At 41.9% G+C, this 20510-nt stretch carries 17 protein-coding genes; 9 read left to right on the top strand and 8 right to left on the bottom strand.

All coding sequences use genetic code 11. The annotated features are described in order from the left end of the window. Window position 1: 1 nt before the first annotated feature. Genes atpA through GQR89_RS21135 form a run of 4 tightly spaced genes read left to right on the top strand, consistent with a single transcriptional unit; the run spans window position 2 to window position 4333 of the window. The gene (gene atpA, locus GQR89_RS21150) at window positions 2-1543 is read left to right on the top strand and encodes a F0F1 ATP synthase subunit alpha (protein ID WP_158772060.1); all 1542 of its coding nucleotides are present in this window, start codon (window positions 2-4) and stop codon (window positions 1541-1543) included. Between the two features lie 55 nt (window positions 1544-1598). Next, on the top strand, window positions 1599-2459 hold the full coding sequence (atpG, locus tag GQR89_RS21145) for a F0F1 ATP synthase subunit gamma (RefSeq protein WP_158772059.1): 861 nt from the start codon (window positions 1599-1601) through the stop codon (window positions 2457-2459). 31 nt (window positions 2460-2490) lie between these two features. Next, window positions 2491-3876, top strand: coding sequence for a F0F1 ATP synthase subunit beta (gene atpD, locus GQR89_RS21140; RefSeq protein ID WP_158772058.1), 1386 nt, complete (start codon window positions 2491-2493; stop codon window positions 3874-3876). Between the two features lie 43 nt (window positions 3877-3919). Then, window positions 3920-4333 (top strand): F0F1 ATP synthase subunit epsilon, encoded by a 414-nt coding sequence (locus GQR89_RS21135; protein WP_158772057.1) that lies wholly within the window; start codon window positions 3920-3922, stop codon window positions 4331-4333. Between the two features lie 122 nt (window positions 4334-4455). Here GQR89_RS21135 and GQR89_RS21130 read toward each other — a convergent pair whose 3' ends face one another. Further along, the gene (locus GQR89_RS21130) at window positions 4456-7473 is read right to left on the bottom strand and encodes a 7TM diverse intracellular signaling domain-containing protein (protein ID WP_158772056.1); all 3018 of its coding nucleotides are present in this window, start codon (window positions 7471-7473) and stop codon (window positions 4456-4458) included. Window positions 7474-7682: 209 nt separating this feature from the next. Continuing rightward, complete coding sequence (locus GQR89_RS21125) at window positions 7683-8282, bottom strand: tRNA-uridine aminocarboxypropyltransferase (RefSeq protein ID WP_158772055.1); 600 nt, start codon at window positions 8280-8282, stop codon at window positions 7683-7685. A gap of 126 nt (window positions 8283-8408) precedes the next feature. On the opposite strand from GQR89_RS21125, the gene GQR89_RS21120 reads away from it, so the two are divergent. Then, window positions 8409-8753 carry an MGMT family protein gene (locus GQR89_RS21120; protein ID WP_158772353.1) on the top strand — a complete coding sequence of 115 codons (345 nt, stop codon included), beginning with the start codon at window positions 8409-8411 and terminating at the stop codon, window positions 8751-8753. A 112-nt stretch (window positions 8754-8865) separates the two neighbouring features. Here GQR89_RS21120 and GQR89_RS21115 read toward each other — a convergent pair whose 3' ends face one another. The 4 genes from GQR89_RS21115 to GQR89_RS21100 form a co-directional block, all read right to left on the bottom strand. Continuing rightward, window positions 8866-10356 (bottom strand): tryptophan halogenase family protein, encoded by a 1491-nt coding sequence (locus GQR89_RS21115; RefSeq protein ID WP_158772054.1) that lies wholly within the window; start codon window positions 10354-10356, stop codon window positions 8866-8868. A 28-nt stretch (window positions 10357-10384) separates the two neighbouring features. After that, entirely contained in the window at window positions 10385-11428 is a 1044-nt protein-coding gene (locus tag GQR89_RS21110) for a cupin-like domain-containing protein (protein WP_233269036.1), read from the bottom strand. A 3-nt stretch (window positions 11429-11431) separates the two neighbouring features. Continuing rightward, on the bottom strand, window positions 11432-12172 hold the full coding sequence (locus tag GQR89_RS21105; RefSeq protein WP_158772053.1) for a SapC family protein: 741 nt from the start codon (window positions 12170-12172) through the stop codon (window positions 11432-11434). Between the two features lie 134 nt (window positions 12173-12306). Continuing rightward, window positions 12307-15348: a TonB-dependent receptor gene (locus GQR89_RS21100; RefSeq protein WP_158772052.1), complete on the bottom strand. Its 3042-nt coding sequence runs from the start codon at window positions 15346-15348 to the stop codon at window positions 12307-12309. Window positions 15349-15737: 389 nt separating this feature from the next. Here GQR89_RS21100 and GQR89_RS21095 point away from each other — a divergent pair, with 389 nt between their 5' ends. Then, window positions 15738-16904 (top strand): HD-GYP domain-containing protein, encoded by a 1167-nt coding sequence (locus GQR89_RS21095; RefSeq protein WP_158772051.1) that lies wholly within the window; start codon window positions 15738-15740, stop codon window positions 16902-16904. Here the strand turns inward: GQR89_RS21095 and GQR89_RS21090 are convergent. Beyond that, on the bottom strand, window positions 16901-17083 hold the full coding sequence (locus GQR89_RS21090) for a hypothetical protein (protein ID WP_158772050.1): 183 nt from the start codon (window positions 17081-17083) through the stop codon (window positions 16901-16903). The two genes, GQR89_RS21095 and GQR89_RS21090, sit on opposite strands and share 4 nt — an antisense overlap. Before the next feature lie 684 nt (window positions 17084-17767). Further along, entirely contained in the window at window positions 17768-18631 is an 864-nt protein-coding gene (locus GQR89_RS21085; protein WP_158772049.1) for a YicC/YloC family endoribonuclease, read from the bottom strand. Window positions 18632-18808: 177 nt separating this feature from the next. On the opposite strand from GQR89_RS21085, the gene rph reads away from it, so the two are divergent. Genes rph through tusA form a run of 3 tightly spaced genes read left to right on the top strand, consistent with a single transcriptional unit; the run spans window position 18809 to window position 20474 of the window. After that, entirely contained in the window at window positions 18809-19522 is a 714-nt protein-coding gene (gene rph / locus GQR89_RS21080) for a ribonuclease PH (protein WP_158772048.1), read from the top strand. Window positions 19523-19567: 45 nt separating this feature from the next. Further along, window positions 19568-20221 (top strand): orotate phosphoribosyltransferase, encoded by a 654-nt coding sequence (gene pyrE / locus GQR89_RS21075; RefSeq protein WP_158772047.1) that lies wholly within the window; start codon window positions 19568-19570, stop codon window positions 20219-20221. After that, window positions 20211-20474, top strand: a complete 264-nt coding sequence (tusA, locus tag GQR89_RS21070) for a sulfurtransferase TusA (protein WP_370460992.1) — start codon at window positions 20211-20213, stop codon at window positions 20472-20474. Before pyrE ends, tusA begins: the two co-directional genes overlap by 11 nt. Window positions 20475-20510: the final 36 nt, after the last annotated feature.

The following is a 20510-nucleotide window of genomic DNA, read 5'->3' as shown; positions in this document are numbered from 1 at the left end:
CATGCAACTGAATTCCACTGAAATTGCAGAACTGATCAAACAGCGAATTGAACAGTTTGAAGTAGTAAGTGAAGCTCGTAACGAAGGAACTATCGTTGGTGTAACCGACGGTATTATCCGTATTCATGGCCTTGCAGATGTAATGCAAGGTGAAATGATTGAGCTTCCTGGTAATCGCTACGCTATCGCATTGAACCTAGAGCGTGACTCTGTAGGTGCGGTTGTTATGGGCCCTTACGCTGACCTTCAAGAAGGCACAAAGGTAACCTCATCAGGTCGTATCCTTGAAGTACCAGTAGGTCGTGGATTACTAGGTCGTGTTGTAAACACACTTGGTGCCCCAATCGATGGGAAAGGAGCAATTGAAGCTGATGGGTTTGAACCCGTAGAAAAAATTGCCCCTGGCGTTATTGAACGTCAGTCGGTAGATCAACCTATTCAAACCGGTTATAAATCGGTTGATGCCATGATCCCAGTTGGTCGTGGACAACGTGAATTGGTTATCGGTGACCGTCAAACAGGTAAAACTGCTTTGGCCATCGATGCGATCATCAATCAAAAAGACTCTGGCGTTAAATGTGTTTATGTAGCAATTGGCCAAAAAGCGTCAACGATTGCTAACGTAGTGCGTAAGCTTGAAGAACACGGTGCAATGGCTCATACCATTGTTGTTGCAGCATCTGCTTCTGAATCAGCGGCATTGCAGTACCTAGCACCCTACTCTGGCTGTACTATGGGTGAATACTTCCGTGACCGTGGTGAAGACGCGTTGATCGTATACGATGACTTGTCTAAGCAAGCTGTTGCTTATCGTCAAATTTCACTATTACTACGTCGTCCGCCAGGTCGTGAAGCCTATCCTGGTGACGTTTTCTACTTGCACTCACGCCTTCTAGAGCGTGCTGCACGTGTGAACGAAAACTACGTAGAGAAGTTCACCAACGGTGAAGTTAAAGGTAAAACAGGTTCTTTGACCGCATTACCTATTATCGAAACCCAAGCCGGTGACGTATCAGCATTCGTACCGACCAACGTAATATCAATTACGGATGGTCAGATCTTCCTAGAAACTGATTTGTTTAACTCAGGTATTCGTCCTGCGGTTAATGCTGGTATTTCAGTCTCTCGTGTTGGTGGTGCTGCGCAAACTAAAATCGTTAAGAAGTTAGGTGGTGGTATACGTCTAGCGCTTGCTCAGTATCGTGAATTAGCGGCATTCTCGCAATTCGCATCTGACCTTGACGAAGCGACTCGTGCTCAACTTGAGCATGGTGAGCGTGTAATGGAATTAATGAAGCAGAACCAATATTCTCCACTTTCAGTGGCTGATATGGCTCTTTCATTGTTCGCTGTTGAAAAAGGTTACTTGAAAGACGTTGAGCTAGATAAAATCTTAGATTTTGAAGCTGCGTTGCACTCGTACATGAACAGCGATTACGCTGAGCTGATAAAAACTATCAACGATACAGGTAATTTCAACGCTGAAATTGAAGCCATGTTAGCTGAAGCTTTAGAGAAATTTAAAGCAACACAAACTTGGTAATCAATGGCACTGTCTTCGCGGACAGTGCATTCGTTGAATAATCGGAGATAGATTTATGGCTAGCGGTAAAGAGATAAAAGGTAAGATCGGGAGTATTAAAAATACTCAGAAAATCACCAGTGCAATGGAAATGGTTGCTGCGTCTAAAATGAAAAAGGCGCAAGACCGTATGACTGCAAGTCGTCCATACGCTGAGAATATTCGAAACGTGATCGGTCACCTGGCTAACGCTAACCTTGAATATCGCCATCCTTACTTAGAAGACCGTGAGATAAAGCGTGTCGGCTATATCGTTATTTCTACTGACCGTGGATTATGTGGTGGTTTAAACACCAACGAATTCAAGAAGGTCACGAAAGAAGCGAAAAAATGGCAAGAACAAGGTGTAGATGTTGATTTTGCAGCACTAGGTTCTAAATCATGTGCATTTTTCAACCGTTTCGGTGGCAATATGTTGGCCGCTGAATCAGGCATTGGTGATTCACCAAGTGTGAAAGATGTGATTGGTTTAGTACGTATTATGCTAACGGCCTTCAACGAAGGTAAAATCGACCGCCTGTATTTGGTGTTCAACAAGTTTGTAAACACCATGGCTCAAGAGCCACTGATCGATCAATTGTTACCTTTGCCTAAATCTGACGATAAAGCATTAAAGCACCGTTGGGATTATATATACGAACCGGATCCAAAACCAATTTTGGACACATTACTGGTTCGTTACATTGAGTCTCAAGTATATCAAGGCGTAGTTGAAAACGCTGCCTCCGAGCAAGCTGCTCGCATGGTCGCAATGAAAGCGGCCACGGATAACGCAGGTGACTTAATTGATGACTTACAACTGATATACAACAAAGCTCGTCAAGCAGCAATCACACAAGAAATCAGTGAGATTGTAAGCGGCGCGGCAGCGGTGTAGGCAAAGGTTTTAGAATTTAAGAGGAATTAACATGAGTCAAGGTAAGGTCGTCCAAATCATTGGCGCCGTTGTGGACATTGAATTTCCACAAGATTCGGTTCCAAAAATATATGACGCATTGCGTATTGCCCAAGGTGATTTGCAAGGTTTGACCCTAGAAGTACAGCAGCAACTAGGTGGTGGCGTAGTACGTACAATTGCCATGGGTTCTACTGACGGCTTGCGCCGTGGCTTGGCCGTTGAAAATAGCGGTGAAGCCATTCAGGTGCCAGTGGGTAAGGCTACACTTGGTCGCATCATGGATGTACTGGGTAACCCTATCGATGAAGCGGGCCCAATTGGTGAAGAAGAGCGTATGTCTATTCACCGAGCTGCTCCTACATATGAAGAACAGTCAAGTTCAGTTGAGCTACTTGAAACAGGTATCAAAGTTATCGACTTGGTATGTCCGTTCGCTAAGGGTGGTAAAGTTGGATTGTTCGGTGGTGCGGGTGTAGGTAAAACCGTAAACATGATGGAGCTTATTCGTAACATCGCTATCGAGCATAGTGGTTATTCGGTATTTGCTGGTGTTGGTGAGCGTACTCGTGAAGGTAACGATTTCTACCATGAAATGAACGAGTCTAACGTACTTGATAAAGTATCGTTGGTTTACGGTCAAATGAATGAGCCTCCTGGAAACCGTCTACGCGTAGCGTTGACTGGTTTAACCATGGCCGAGAAATTCCGTGACGAAGGTCGTGACGTACTGTTCTTCGTAGATAACATCTACCGTTATACACTTGCTGGTACTGAGGTATCTGCATTGTTAGGTCGTATGCCATCTGCGGTAGGTTATCAACCAACATTGGCTGAAGAGATGGGTGTGCTACAAGAGCGTATAGCATCAACTAAGACTGGTTCAATCACGTCGATTCAAGCGGTATACGTACCTGCGGATGACTTGACCGATCCCTCACCTGCTACAACGTTCGCTCACTTAGATGCAACCGTTGTATTATCACGTGATATCGCCTCTCTTGGTATCTATCCAGCTGTTGACCCACTCGATTCAACATCACGTCAACTTGATCCGCTTGTTATCGGTCAAGAGCACTATGACACTGCACGTGGCGTTCAATCGGTACTTCAACGTTATAAAGAGCTTAAAGATATTATCGCTATTTTGGGTATGGATGAGTTATCTGAAGAAGATAGATTGTCAGTTTCACGTGCTCGTAAAATTCAGCGTTTCTTGTCTCAGCCTTTCTTCGTAGCTGAAGTATTCACTGGTTCACCTGGTAAATACGTATCTTTGAAAGATACCATCACTGGCTTTAAAGGCATTCTTGAAGGCGAATTTGACCACCTTCCTGAACAAGCTTTCTATATGGTTGGTTCAATCGAAGAAGCATCTGAGAAAGCCAAAAAAATGTAAGCGTATCTTCGGATACGTTTGATTTTTTTTGTTAGGAGGTTTTATGGCAATGACAATTCAACTGAATGTGGTAAGCGCAGAAGATAGTATATTTTCTGGATTAGTACAGAGCATTCAAGTTACCGGAAGTGAAGGTGAGCTTGGTGTTCAGTACGGTCATGCTCCTTTGCTTACTACCATAAAAGCTGGAATGGTTAATGTGGTTAAGCAGTTCGGCGAAGAAGAATTGATTTATGTTGCTGGCGGCGTACTTGAAGTACAACCCGGTCACATATCAGTACTAGCGGATACAGCAGTTCGCGCGTCAGATTTAGATGAGCAAGCCGTTTTAGAGGCGAAAAAGCGCCTTGAAGAACATATTGCGAATCCAAGCGCTGATTTTGAATATGCAGAAGCTGCTGCAGAGCTTGCCGAAACCATCGCGCAGTTACGATTGATTCGCAAACTTCGCAAATAATTGAAATGCTAAATTGTTTCATGTGAAACCCGGCTATAAGCCGGGTTTTTTGTCTCCAAAATAAACGCAGCAGAGGCGTCGCACTTCAATTATTCTTTTATTGGTGTTAGCACATTAATATCTTATTTCAACGTCTCTGATAGCCTTTGAAGAGCTATTTTAATCGGTTCAATAGCGTCTTCGTATACACTTATGTTTTGTTCGCCGGTGATCAGTAAAGACGAAAGTTGTTCAAGATAAATATTGGCGTGTGTAAACGCGTTATCTGCAAAAGCTTGCTGTAAAAGAGCGACTATTTTTAAGGCTGTAAACGTGTCTCCTTTTCTCATTAATTTAATAACATCATCAATCGCAGCTTCACTGCGCGAAATAGCGGCCGGCAATTGCGCTAAGTATGTTTCAAGTGACTGGTTAAAGTTTACGATTGCTTGAGCTAAGTCTACTCCTGGTAGACCGAGGCACATATGGGTGTATTTAAGTGTTTTCGCTATGCTTTTTGTTAACGTAAATTCGTCATTATCTGCGATAAGTCTTTCATAAGATTTAAATACCTCACTTATATTGGCTAAGCCAAATGAGCCAGCAGCACCCTTAATTTTATGGATTGATTCAGTGATCGCTGTTAAATCTTTATTTAGCCAAGCTTTCTCTATAATGGCCAGCTCATTGCGTAAATCTGCAATGTATCCATTGATTAGAGGCAGCATTTTTTCGTCGGCGACTTTCACTTTATCCGGAGTTGTTAAGTTAAGGTAACGGCTGACTTTATTAACGAATATATTTCGTTCAATGGGCTTGGCTAAATGATCGGTAAAACCAATTCGTAAATAATAATCGACTTCATGCTTCATCGTGTTGGCAGTCAAAGCGATAGCGGGCGTGGTAATTCCCAAACTACGGATTTGTTTTAGTGTTTCCACTCCATCAAGTTCCGGCATATGAATATCAAGTAGTAACAAATTAAATTGTTCGGTCTGTAATACGTTCAAAGCTTGTCGACCTGTTGCAACTTCAGTTACCGCTATATTCATGCGTTTTAGCAGTAAAGCCACGAGCTCTCGATTGTTTGGGTGATCATCAGCGAGTAACACCTTACAAGCACCTAAAAGAGGTAATTTCGGAGAATGAACAACCTGATTAATGTTTGAAAGGTCAACTTCCTGCGCGGTACTTAACCAAGGTGTGTCCTTAGGGGTAACCAGTTTAATCGTAATAGTAAAGTTACTGCCTTGGCGGGGCTGACTTTTGGCCTTGATGTCGCCACCTAACCCTTGGGCTAAGCGCTTCGCTATACTCAAACCTAAACCTGTACCTCCTACTTGGCGATTGATCAAGCTATCGGCTTGAGTAAAGGGATTAAAAAGCTTATGTAAATCACCTTGACTGATCCCTTCTCCGGAATCGATCACCTCGATTACCAGCATCGAATCCAAGATACTGACGTGTAAACGAATATGCCCGAGGTGTGTAAATTTCAGCGCGTTGTTTGTTAAATTAAATAATATTTGTTTGAGCCGAGTCGCGTCAGTAATAATTTTTTCAGGCAGCGGAAATACATAATCTATGCGAAAACGTAAGCCTTTGTCTTTTGCCCTTTTACTCACCACTGACTCTATTTCCCCGAGTAAAGAAAACAAATGGCAAGGTGAGGCGTCGAAGTCGAGTTTGTTGGCATCAATTTTACTGAGATCAAGAATATCATTAATAATATGCAGCAAATGTGCGCCGTTTTGATAAATAATATTAGTCACGCGTTCTTGCTCGGCTTTGTCGATATCGCCTAATAATATTCCGTCTGCATATCCCATGATGGAGGTAAGAGGCGTGCGAATTTCGTGACTCATATTGGCTAAGAAGTGATCTTTAGCTGAATTTGCTTCAACAAGATTGCGATTAGACAGGGCTAAATTTTGATTCGCTTCTACTAGAGCCTGAGTACGAAGCTCGACAGCGTGTTCTAACTGAGATTTAAGTTGGTTATTGCGTAAATTTATCAAGCGCATCTTTTCGGCGAGCGCAAATGCTAAAATCAAGGAATCTGCGGCAATACCAACAAAGCCTAATAAATAGATATCTATGTTACCGATACCAGGCAATATTCTTAAATTTAATAAGTTGCCAATGATATTTGGCGCTATCACACAAATTAGAGCAATAACAAAATAACGAGCTGGTTTATACCCTTGTTTCCATGCAACGATACCTACACCTAGACCGATTAATAAAACGGCTGTACTCATTATGGATACGGCTATTAAGCCCATCGCTTGGCTATAAAATGCTAGCGGAAGTAACAATAAGCACAAGCAACCCACTACCAATAGAAGGTACATAATACGTTTAGATGTAATATTCAGACGGAAAAAAGCAATTTGAAAAAATGCGGAAAACGCTGAACCGAGTAAAAATCCCGGCATTAGCCAAATTTTTGTACTGAATAGATTTAAATACTCAAATACGCCGAAAAGAGCAGCCCATGAACTGGCATAAAATAGTGTAGACAGCGCGTAATAAAGGTATTGGTTATCACGCATAACAATAAAGATAAATAGGTTATATAAACCCAACGCTAAGCAAATTCCGAAGCAGGTAAATAAGGTGACATTTTGAATAGCCACAATGTGCTTCATATGGTCTTGGGTTTGTAGCTTTATCTTCATCGGTGCAAAGAAAAAGTCACTACTGAATAGCATTAGTACTGTAATCGTTTCACCCGGTTGCACGGTTATATGACTGCCATAATGTAACGGATAACTATTTTCGTGATCTAATCCAGATAGCGTTGTCAGTGCAGCGTTGTTATTTTTGTACACGGATATTTGTAACGTCTCGACAACGGATCCATTGGAATGAAGAAACCAATTTTTATTTTTGGTATCGTTATAAATTTCGAAGGCGGTAACGTATCTGTCTTTAAATGGGCTACTCATATCTCGCTCTTTAAAAGAGTGTAGCCAGTCTTTCAAAGCGCTTTGATAGTTAGGAAGTTGAGCACTACCTATACTCAAGTAAGTCAATTGAGTACTAATGTCACTTTGCGTTATTTCTGATGTTGAAAAATGCGGAACTGTGATGCTTTGCGCTTCAGTATCGACACTAAAACAGCACAACATAAAAGCGAAAAAAATAGCTATTTTCAAAATAACACCAACATACTCACTAGACTCTCTATGTTTCCAACCCAACGTCACAAAACCGCGGTAGTAGCTTCCGCAAAATAATAAAATATTGTCGCCAATCAACGACTAATTCAAATTATGCATGACAAAGACTAGATAAGGTTAGTGTTTTTACCTTTTTGGGCCGTTTTCCATAAAAAAAGTGTGGTTATTATAATATTTTCTAAGTTTTACTGGTCTTGGCTTAACTGATTGGATAAATGACGTGCGAATACCCGTGCTTGCATACCCATAAACGTTTCAAGTAATGGGGTTTTATCAATTCCCTGGGTGAGGTACAGCGTTTGCGCCAATGCCTCAAGTGTTGATAAGCCTGATTCAACTGTTGTATTGCGGATCTGATATTTTCCTTTGGGTGGCTCAGCAAAGTTCCATGCGGGTAAGTCATGTAACCAAGGGTTTAATTGCCACATTTTATAAGCCTTACGCCAAGTCGCATCAAGTAATATAAGCGTATCAACATTGCGACGTTCTCTATTGTCTATCGATTCCAATGGAATGCTATTTTGACTTGGATAAACGACACATGCCTTTCGCTTTTGTTCTTTCAAATCATCAATAAGCTGGCAGAAGTCGTGTGCTGTCTCACCCACCCATATTTGACTATTTGGAACACATAAGCGGATTAATTTCACACTACTCTTAGCGTGATTAACTTCACTAGGATGCTGCAGAATAATAACTTCCTGCGTGCTAGTGACAGTACATAGCAAATTACACATACACACTGATTGTGGATAATCGCAGTGTGTACATATAACTCTACTCATAACCCTAAACCAAAAGAGTCAGAGTTTAAGTATGCTATTGATGACAAATAAACGTGTTTGAGCATGGGGATTCTCATCGATGAAGGCATAATGGGGGCTGAACAACCATTCTATCGAGTCATGACTATGGTGAAAAAGACATATTATAACCAAATTTGGCAAACAGTTTGCGTTATCCCAAAAGGAAAGGTTGCTAGTTATGGGCAGATTGCCGATCTGGCGGGATTACCTGGACGCGCTAGGCTGGTGGGGAAATCTCTTGGTTTTGTTCCTAAAGATATGTTTGTTCCTTGGTACCGTGTGTTGCGCTCAACGGGACAACTTGCTTTTCCCGTCGGCTCAGAACAAGCGTTGCTTCAAGCCGGTTTATTACAGGAAGAAAATGTAGCGGTTATTGCAAATAGGGTGAAACTCGCTACTTTTCAATGGCGACCAACACTCGACGAGATGTTATGGAAACTGAACTCTTAACTGCCTTATTTTATATTTAAAGCCTTTTAATCATTGTGTGTACTTACTAACAAAACTTTATGAACACATTAATGGATTTTTGCAATGGATCTTAGATATTGAGAATGTTTTGTTAAATCGTCGGACTTCTACAGTAATGGTGAATAAAATCTAAGTGGTTCGGTAACGTACTCACTCGCCTAGCCGTTTGATGTTTACTGTTTGATAAAAACATCGTTAGTTCTTGCTCAGACATTGAATCGACTATGGGGTGGTAAGCTTCAGGCTTTATGCCCTGACCTAGCATCACTTGTAACCATGACGCTTCACCGAATAATTCACCATTGCCCTGATACACATGACCCCGTTGAACGAATTGTTCCATACGCACCCGCAAAGTATCAGGTATCGACATATCTTTACAATAGCGCCAAAATCTAGAGTCTTTGCGCGCGGTAGCGTGGTAATGCAAGATGATAAAGTCTCGAATATTGTCGATTTCATTTCGCATGGTTGAGTTGAATTTATCCACCAAGGCAGGCTCCATGCGCTTTGTGGGTAAGGACTGCATAAGACGAATGATACTTTGTTGAATAAGATGAATACTGGTTGATTCTAACGGCTCTATAAAACCACCAGCCAAACCTATAGCGACACAATTTTTGTTCCACAGCTTACGTCTGACACCCGTTTTGAACTTGATCACCCGAGGCGTATTTAAAGGTTTTCCTTGAATATTCGCCAGTAGCTGCAGTTGGGCGTCGTTGTCGGTCATGTACTTGCTACAAAACACTAAGCCATTGCCCATACGGTTCTGTAATGGGATTTGCCACTGCCAGCCAGCATTATGAGCAATAGAGCGAGTATAGGGCACGCTATCATTATGTAACTCAGTTTGCACGGCTACGGCGCTGTCACAGGGTAATAAGTGGCCCCAGTCTTCATATCCAGTGTGAAGAGCCTGTTCAATCAATAAACCACGAAAACCGCTGCAATCAATAAACAGATCACCATTAATTACCTGTCCATTCGCCAGCACTAATGATTCAATCTCCCCGTTATTGTGATTTAAATTGACCTGCTGAATTGTACCTTCTACCCGCATTACGCCACTTTTTTGCGCGATATCGCGTAAAAATTTAGCATATAAACTGGCGTCAAAATGGTACGCATGATTTCTCTCTTGTTTAGGGGCTGTTGCAAATTTACCTAATCTGCATGCAAGGTGCTCTGGGCAATAATCGCCAATTTCGCTAGCGATTTTTAATTTCTTACCCCGTAACCAAAAATGTTGAAAGCCCGCAGCCCAACACCCGTGAGAGAAGTGCCCGAACGAATGTAAGTAAGATTGATTTTTTTCTAGCCAGTTTTCGAACATGATGCCTAGCTTAAAAGTGGCGTTAGTTGCCGCCATAAATTCAGCCTCGTTGATTTTTAATAAATCATGAAATAGATGCAAAGTAGGAATGGTTGCTTCACCAACTCCTACTGTGGGGATCGCATCAGATTCAACGAGCGTCACTTGAATATTTTTGCCAAATAATTTACCAAAGGCAGCTGCAGACATCCATCCTGCGGTGCCACCACCAGCGATAACCACATGTTTAATAGCGTATTCATTCATTATTATTACTCGTACTGCATCTGCTTTATTAACGTCTGAGTTTATTTTGTAAATCAGCACGTAATTTACGTAAGGTTAATTCGTCCATTGGGCTAGCTAACATATTCTTAGCTTTATCCGGTATATGTGAGTAATCACTTTCTTGATAATCAAATACATAATGATCAAATAAATGCCGCCAAGCATCTCGCTGATGTTCCGGTAAATCTCGTAGGCTCATCATGGCGAGTAACAAGGCATTAGTCGGCCTGCCCATTTGTGCAGGACTATCGCGCCACCAATGAGTTATAAGCACATTGAATCCACTTAACCCTTGTACATGATGCCACCACATACTTGGTAAAATAAGCGCATCACCAGCGTCGAGTTCTGCTACTTGGGCTGATTCAAGGGCGTGAGTAAAATTTGGATGCAGTGTCAAATCAGGATCCGCAAAATCCACTGTACTAATTGCCTGACCACCGGGTGCTTTATCTAATGGGCCAACGTAAAGATTTTTTATTTGGTCAGGTGGAAACAAGGTAAAGCGGCGTTTGCCTACTGCACAGCAGGCTAAATTTTGGGCAAAGTCATAGTGAGCGGCAATGAGACTGGCATTACCCAGCCAAATATTGACCAGCGGCGCGTTAACGTCACGCAAAGATTCTATTTGTTCAAGTAGCAGGGGTAAGTTCTGGGCAATGCTGGTGGCGCTAACATAGACACATTCTTGGCTCTCAGCTTGAGCGCGGCTGAGGATTTCGTCGAGTACTTGAGTAAGTGCTTGTTGCTTTATCTGAAAATTGAAACCCGACATATCGTGATTGTAAAATACGCGTCCTTTTTCCGATGCTGGCAGATAACTGACATTAAACGGTTTACCTTGATCGAACTGTAATAAATGTTTTGCAGCAGCTAAATCAGATTTTTTTGCCGCCTTTACAAGCGGCCAATGCTGGCAATAGCCTTTTAGAATGATTGGCTCATGACTTGAAAGTAAGGCTGATGGTAGGTTGTCTGGTGAAATACCTTCGATACACTTTACGCTTTGTGTAACGTGCGAAGTATATGTGATTGACTCCTTAGAATTCACAACTCACTCATCTGCAGTATGGCTAATACGCTGATTTTTGCGGGCGACTAAATCTCTGAAATGCACTTGCGAGGCTAAAATAAGATAGGTTGCTTGCAAGTAACCTGCATTGTGTAAGCGCACTATATTCTCCGGACTTAGATTATTAAGTACCTCTTCATTAATCGTATAAAAGCCAATTAGTTGATGATTTGCGCCATTATCTAAGGTTATATCTAACGTCATCGACTCAAGCAAATTGAGCGTGGTTAATGCTTTGACGAATGCTTCGTTGCCTTGTAGTCCGTGGTGCAGTGTTTCTAATATTGTGGCTATATCTTCTAAATATGGACTGTTACCCCCGTACTCTAAAAATAATTCAATGCCCTCAGTTTTGCTCACGCGAGGTGAATCTAAATCGATAGTAATAACACGTTCCTGCTCTGTTATGCCATCGGTTGTAATCTCCTGTTTCCCAATAAAGAATGGCAATCGTTGAACTGACAAAGGTAGATAAGCTGCATCCCATTTATCATCTTGTAAAAATAGGTTTTCATGCTGTTCAAAACCAAACAATGTGATGGGGGTGAATTGACCACTTTCAGGATTTTTATGAAATACAATAGGGTAATGTGCTTGTACGCTGCGTATTTCATCCACGAATGTGGGTGTAAACCAAAGGTTGTCATCATACTCATCACCTCTTTGGGTGATCACACGTAAATCGCTATGCTCAATACTATTTAGTAATGCATGGTTTGCCATATAAGCCCCATCTTTATTTATTACTGCCAATTAACGTTCATTATCGATTATTTTGTTCATTCGCTTAATTAGACAAAAGCCGCAGTACGTCTTAAGTACTGCGACAAATTTTTTGAAATTTTTAGCGAAGAATATTAAAAGGTATATCTTGCTCCAATGTTGTATCGAGCACCAGATTGCGTAAGTTTATAAATCAAACGATTATCTCGGCCGAATTCATTGATATATTCATCAGTAATATTGATACCTTCTAAGAAAACAGTCAGTCCTTCGAGCTGCTTTACTTCGTAACTTACGTTAAAGTCAATTTGATAATAAGCGTCGGTAAATATAGGCGCTGTTAAGTCACCATTTACTCGGCGTTCATTTAAAAATTCATCGCGCCAGTTATAGGCAATTCGAGCTTGCAAACCGTCTTTATCGTAAAAAGCAACTAGGTTAGCAGTGTCACTTAAGCCCACTAATGCTTCGGTGTCACTCAATGATGACTTATCGTACTCTAGTCCAGAATCAACCATTGTGTAGTTAACAATTGCGCCAAAACCGGATTCACCGAACAAGTGCTGAACATTAAATTCAATACCGTCAATAGTGTGCTCTGTATCACCGTTTATCGGTACGTTGATTCTAAAGTTAACAAGGTTGTCAGTAGCTGAATCCCCCAATATTGTTCCGCCGTCCAACTCGCCATTTTCGTTAAACTTGGGTGTAACGTTTGGATCATCAGCATAGTTTTCAAAGATGTAAGTGCGCAACTGTTGGTTAGTCGCACCGGCGCCTAATGCAGCCACTGCAGCATCAAATTTTTCACCGTCTAATGGGTTAGCAAGATTGAAGATCGTTGAGTTGTTGGTACCAGTGGTAATCCAATTTGTAACATCTTTTCTAAAATACCCTAGAGATACGTAACTACCTTCTTCGTAATACCATTCAGCAGATAAATCGTAATTTACCGACTCCAATGGACGAAGTCCTGGATTCCCTGAATTCCCGGAGTAACCACTTAAGCTACCCGCGGTGCTGATAGTAGTGCCGCCTTGTAGGGCTCCATATCCAGCACGTGAAATAGTTTTACTCAACGCAGCGCGCACAATCACGTCATCAGTGACCGACAGATTAAAATTAAAACTAGGTAAGAACTGTGAATAGTCAGCAGATTGTTTAAGTGTTTCAATGCCGGTAACGCCAGTTACAGCCGTAGAAGTCGCTTCAGACCACTCAACGCGACTGTATCCAGGTGCTGAGGCGGTAGAGGTGATATCCGTTTTTTCGTAACGCATACCTAGATGAGCATTATACGGCATGTCACCTAACTCACCATCATAGTGGAATTGCACAAAAGCGGATGTTGTTTCTTCTTCAGTAAAGCGGTTGGTTTCAGCATCCCAGTTGGTTGAAGCACAAAAATGTCCTTCACCATTTGGCCCCGCTGATGCGCCTTCAGGTGCTAAACAGTCTCCCCATACTGTATCGACGTTGGCTACTGGATCTGCAAATTCAGCAGCGCGCACAATTTCATCGAAATCGGCGTACCAAATACGATTGAATAAATCGTATTCACCTTGGGTTGCTGTACCCTCAAAATTACCTGATTTGGCATCGAATTTATCGAGAATAGTGTCTTCGGTCCAGTTCACGTCAGCAAAGTCACCTTCCACCCCTACACCGCCCCAGTCAGCCCGCTGCACTTGGGTATGGCGATAGCGATTATTTACTGTATTAATAGATACCCCAAAATCGATACTGGTGTCGTCATTTAATACATATTTACCTTTCACTTGGGTCTGGTCTATTTCTGATGTATAGAAGTCATTGGCAAACCAGCTTCCCGATAGGCGCATGGTATTTGGATTAAAGTTCTCGATACTACCAGTGGCAATGCCTGGTAACTCGCCTGTTAGATCCAAACCTGTCCGAGTACGTGTGTAAGAAGGTAATTGAATATTGTTACGGGTACCATGGCGAGGGTCTGAAGCCTTCATTTCAGCTTCTGAACTGTGGTGATCTAGTGTTAGCTCAAGGTCGTCATTAACCAGCCATTCTATATTGAGACCTATTGAATCAATGCTCTCTTCACGACCCCATGAACCAACTGTCAATGACGTATCCTCTAAGTCTGCGTCGCTGTTGATTTCATATATTTCTGAATAAACCAGCGGTACCGAGTTTGGCTCCCCGGCCCAAATTGATTCGCTGCGATCACCAGCATAACCAAACCATACTGAAGCGTCGGTGTGTTGCTCTTCTACGTTATTGCGGATCAAGGTGTAATCTAAAGTCGTAGTAATATTATCAGTGGGCCTAAACTGTAAAACAAGTTGGCCATTGGTCCTGTCTCTCTGGCGCTCTTCAAATACATATCTAGGTTGTTGGGGGTTTGAATAGATACCTGATGTTGGACGATTTGTACCGCCTTCTGCCCCAGCAGGCACGCCACCCCAACCGGTATTGGTATATTCACTGGCGCGATATCCTTGGGTATCAATAAATTCTTGCATTCCGCTTTCACGTTCTTGATAACTACCAGATATAGATATACCAAATGTTTCGTCAGCGAAGGTTTGCGAGTATAAGCCACTTATTTCCGGTGTTTTGTCGCCCTTATCAGTCGATTTGTCATCGACTAATTTAGCCCCAAAAGTCGCTTTCGTGGCTGGTGACTGAAATGGACGGTGAGTGGATAAGTTGATGGTTGCGCCAATACCACCAGAAGTTACGCTAGCATCTGCGGTTTTATAAACTTCAACTCCAGATACACTTTCTGAGGCAATATTAGCAAAATCGAAGGTTCTACTACCTGTTGTGGTAGGCAGTTGACGGCCGTTTAAGGTAATAAGGTTATTCGCTGCACCAAAGCCACGAACGGTAACTTGCGAGCCTTCACCACTGGCGCGGTCAATCGATACGCCAGTAATGCGTTGAAGTGATTCGGCGAGGTTAGAATCGGGAAACTTCCCCATGTCTTCTGCGGATATAGCGTCTACTATGCCGCTTGAGTCGCGTTTTATATCCATGGCGCGTAATAAACTGCCACGAATACCACTGACTTGAATAACTTCTACATCTTGTTGGGCTGCTTGCTCTTGCGCCATAACAGGCATAACGGCTGCACTGCTGAGTAGCACTGAAATACTGCTAGTCAGCAATGACTTTTTAAATTTAGTGTGTGAGTTCATAAATGTACCTTGTGATCCTGGTTGATAATCATCCAAAGAGGCGCAAACCTTGGTGCTGCAAATAGCCTTACGCTAACAGCAAGATGTAAACGCAGGATTACGTTAAAGTCATGTTAACTATATGTCAATAAACCATATTTAACTTCTTATTAACAAAAGTTGTTATTAATTTATTTTTTTTCGTGAATTGTTACTTTGCGACGTAATTGGAGAATATATAGCCAGTGATAACCCTAAATTGATCGGCTTAGTACAAATGCGCTGAGAAAGTAATAGTGAATGAAAAGGTACTTATTGCTGTTTAATGATCTATCGGATTTGCGCAAATATGCAAAATCGTTTATTTTTCTCGCATCCTCGGTCTTACGTCTATTTGGAATATATTTTTAGTGTTGAAAACTATCCCGGTAAATGAACTAGAAATCGGCATGTATGTTGACTCGATTGCAGTGCAAAACGGTAACCTAAAAATTAAAAGTAGAGGAAGAGTGACAAGTGATGCTGCTATTGCTGCAATGAAAAAACAAGGGATCGTATCCTTGATTATCGATTTAAGTAAGCAGTTACCTAAGCCTGAAGAATCCCTACCCCAAGTTGAAGACGTTAAAGATATAAATATTAGTTTTGCCGATGAAATAGGTAAAGCAGCCAAGCTTCATGATAAAGGTAAAATTCTGCAACGTCGCTTGCTGCAATCGGTTAACAAAGGCTTACCGATTGACATTGCCATTCCAAAAGAATTTACGACTAAACTGGTGTCGTCCATTAATCGTAATCCCAATGCGTTACTGTGCATGACGAAAATTCGCGAGAAAGACAGCTATTTACTTGAACATTCATTGAACGTCGCTATTTTATTGGCTAATTTTGCGAGTTACCTAGAAATGCCTGACGACGAAGTGCAAGAGTTAGCCTTATCTGGTTTTTTACACGATATTGGTAAAATCAAAGTACCTGATGATATTTTGCATAAACCTGGTCGTTTAACTGATCAAGAAATGGTCGTGATGCGTGATCATGTCTATTTTGGTGTGCGTGTACTAGAAGATATGGGGATTCCCGAACGTATTATTGAAACTATCTCTCAGCATCATGAAAGGCTAGATGGTTATGGTTACCCTGAAGGTGCTAGGGGCGACGAGATTGGATTGTTTGGTCGAATGATAGCAATAGTTGATACATACGATGCCATTACTGCTGATCGTTGCTACAAGGCTGGAATGCCATCGCAAAAGGCATTGAAAATTTTGCACGCAGACACGCCAATAAAATACGATCAAGATTTAGTGGAGCAATTCATTAAATGTATAGGGGTATACCCGGTAGGCAGTTTGGTGAAATTATCCAGTGAGAAAATAGCGGTAGTGATTAAACAGAACGACAACCATCCTCTCAAACCTCTAGTGAAGGTTTTTTATTCTGTTCGCAGTGCACATTACTTATCACCAGTTGAAATTGACTTATTGCACTCCCAGTACCGAGTTGAAAAGGCGGTAATGGCGAGTGAATTCAAGTTAGACTTCAACCGGTACTTCAACGAATCGATCGCTATTTAGCTGCTTCGCACGCACTGTAGAATCACTTTTACCTGATCCGTTGTAACGTCCGAAGGGCATACTCCTTTGCTCACCAATGTGTGGCGAATTTGCTCGGCATCATCGGCAGCTAACGCGTTGCTATTACGTTGAATATATCGAGTAAGTTGCTGCTGTAATTTTCGTGTTAAACAAGACATCTGTACATCTAAACCAGTTAATTATCTTTCATTTAAAATACGTACCCGCTACGTGGACCATGCCAGGTAAAATCGCGGCTACACTGTGCTTAATTTCTATTAGCATATAGCAAGCCATTTAATTAAAAATAATATAAATCAAACGTTTATTATTGTGTGTCATATTCTAATCTAGTCATTGTTAAAAATTTTGACATAGACTAAAGGCTAGAAAGCCAAGCTTTTGACTACGTATTTATTTACCTAATGACAGGGTAAATTGATGTGCGCGCATACTAGATTAGTTGCAAAGATAAGAGAACCCTTTCAATAGTGAAAATGCTACTTATATATTCAGATAGGTTGTTAAAAAACTTAATTGCCCGCGCTAGGTGAGGCTACGTTGCATTAATGAAACAGTATATATTGCTGCCAAATACGGGTAAGTTATTGAATTCAAGTTGGTTAATCAGCTTAAATGTATGTTTCACATGGAACGAAAATATCAATGTATAGCAATCGCATAAGTTCTCGTTCAGAAATGTTTAGTCAATTGATTTGAGACTTTTAGCCGTTCAGGCATGAACCGCATAAAGGTGAGAAACTAACGGCTAAATGAGAAGTGCTTTGGATTAGGTAGAACTGGAGGTAAAAAACCTCTAAAAATAGAGGCTTTTACAGTAAAAATTTATTGGCTAACTTTATTTACTCGATATTCGCAATCTGCTCACGCATTTGTTCTATCAATACTTTTAGCTCCACCGCCGACTGGGTAATGTCACTGTTGATTGACTTCGAGCCTAGTGTATTTGACTCGCGGTTAAATTCTTGCATCATAAAATCTAACCGGCGACCTACTGGTCCCCCTTTTTTAAGAATTTTTCGGGTTTCACCTATATGTGATACCAAGCGGTCAAGTTCTTCTGCCACATCGACTTTTTGCGCCAGCATAATCATTTCTTGCTCGACGCGATTGGCATCAAGTTCTATTTTGGCTTCTTCAAAACGAGCGAGTATTTTATCTCGTTGCCATTGGATAACGATTGGCATGTGAGTGGTGACCTTATCCACTTCCACTTGAATTCCATCAAGACGCTGTTCGATCATCGCGCGCAAATTGGTGCCTTCAGTAGCTCGGGCAGTAATAAAGTCGTTAAGGGTTGCGTCAAATTCAGCCAGTACATCTGCCTGAATACCTTCCATATCTGCTTCTTCTGCGGCTATAACACCAGGCCAGCGCAGCACATCTAATGGATTAACGCCGGCTGATTGGCCATGAGATTGTACCCAATCTGCAGCATTCATGACTTGGCGCGCTAGATCTTCATTTAAACTTAGTTTGCCCACTGCTGCGTCATTGGCTACAAAACGCAACGCACATTCAACTTTACCGCGTTGTAGCTGCTTGCGAAAACGTTCACGTAATATAGGTTCAAGACTTTTGAATTGCTCAGGTAGACGAAAATAGGTTTCAAGAAAGCGTTGGTTAACGGAGCGGATTTCCCATACGGCGGTTCCCCACTGCGCTTTGAGTTCGCGACGGGCAAATGCAGTCATGCTGTATATCATTCGGTTAATTCCTTAGTTAAATCATGAGGTCATTATACCTTTGTGAACTCAATGCGCGATAGCTATCATCTGCCCAGATTTTTACAGGGATAGATAAGTACTGTTTTAAGCGATTTTATTAAGAACCCCTGTCACCATTTCGGTATAATGCGCGCAAATTATTTAAAGGAGTCACCTATGCGCCCGAATGACAGAACTGCGAGCCAAATTCGCCCCGTTACTATTACCCGTAATTTCACCTGCCATGCAGAAGGATCGGTATTGATTGAGTTTGGCAACACTAAAGTATTGTGTAACGCATCAGTGACCGAAGGTGTACCGCGTTTTATGAAAGGACAAGGTAAAGGCTGGGTAACCGCTGAGTACAGCATGTTGCCTCGTGCTACGCACACTCGCTCCGACCGTGAAGCAGCCCGTGGTAAGCAAGGTGGACGCACGCTAGAAATTCAACGCTTAATTGCTCGTTCATTGCGCGCAGCGATTGATTTGAAACTACTCGGTGAGAACACTATAGTCGTAGATTGCGACGTGATTCAAGCTGACGGTGGCACACGAACGGCTTCGATTACGGGTGCTTGTGTGGCATTAGTTGACGCCCTAACGTGGATGCGTAGTAAAGGAATAATCAAAGCGAACCCTATGAAGCATATGATTGCGGCTATTTCTGTGGGTATTTACAAAGGAAACGCCATTGCTGATTTAGAATATATCGAGGATTCTGCAGCAGAAACGGACATGAACGTGGTGATGACCGACACTGGCAAAATGATCGAAGTTCAAGGTACTGCTGAAGGTGAACCGTTTAGCATCGAAGAAATGCACGAGATGCTAGAGCTAGCAAAACACGGCATACGTGAATTGTTCGATGAGCAAAAAATCGCGCTTAACTAAGCTTTAAAATAAAAACAAACTGCTTCTCAAGATATAGGTAGATAAATGCTAGATTATCAAAAAGAATTTATTGAATTTGCCCTTGGCCGTGGTGTGCTTAAGTTTGGTGAATTCACTTTGAAGTCAGGGCGTAAAAGTCCATACTTTTTCAATGCTGGATTATTTAATACCGGTCGAGATTTAGCGAGATTGGGCCAGTATTACGCTCAAGCTTTACAAGCGTCAAAGATTGATTATGACCTGTTATTTGGCCCTGCTTATAAAGGGATCCCCATCGCTACTACTACTGCAGTAGCGTTGGCAGACAAACATGACGTAGATAAGCCATATTGTTTTAATCGTAAAGAAGCCAAAACTCATGGTGAAGGCGGTAGTTTAGTCGGTAGCCCCCTTACCGGAAAAGTGATGCTAGTTGACGATGTGATCACCGCTGGTACTGCAATTCGAGAGTCGATGCGTATCATTGAAGCTCATAACGCTAGCCTTGCTGGTGTACTAATTGCCCTGGATCGTCAAGAGAAAGGTCAAGGTGAGTTATCTGCTATTCAAGAAGTTGAACGTGATTTTGCCACTCAAGTCGTATCAATTGTTAGTTTGGCAGATTTAATTGAATATTTGCAGACCCAAGTTGATGCACAGCCTGAGTTATCCGAACACCTAGCTAATATCAAACAGTATCGCATTGATTATGGGATTTGATGTGGCGTCAGCGGATTTTGACAGTGCCAATCATCAACTTGATGCCATTGGCCTGCGTTGCCCTGAACCCGTAATGATGGTGCGTTTGAGTATTCGTAATATGCAACTTGGGGAAACCCTGGCAATCTGTGCGGATGACCATTCCACCACGCGAGACATACCTAGCTTTTGTCGCTTTATGGGGCATACTTTGCTTGCTAGCGAGATCGAAGATAAACCTTATCGTTACTTGATCCGCAAAGATAAGAGCTAGCAATAATTCTGTTAAATACACAGCATATATTGCTTA

Origin of the sequence: Paraglaciecola sp. L1A13 (genome assembly GCF_009796745.1) — a bacterium.
Taxonomy (GTDB): domain Bacteria; phylum Pseudomonadota; class Gammaproteobacteria; order Enterobacterales; family Alteromonadaceae; genus Paraglaciecola.
The sequence above is the reverse complement of the archived record's forward strand: the minus strand, read 5'-3'. Positions and strand labels throughout refer to the sequence as shown.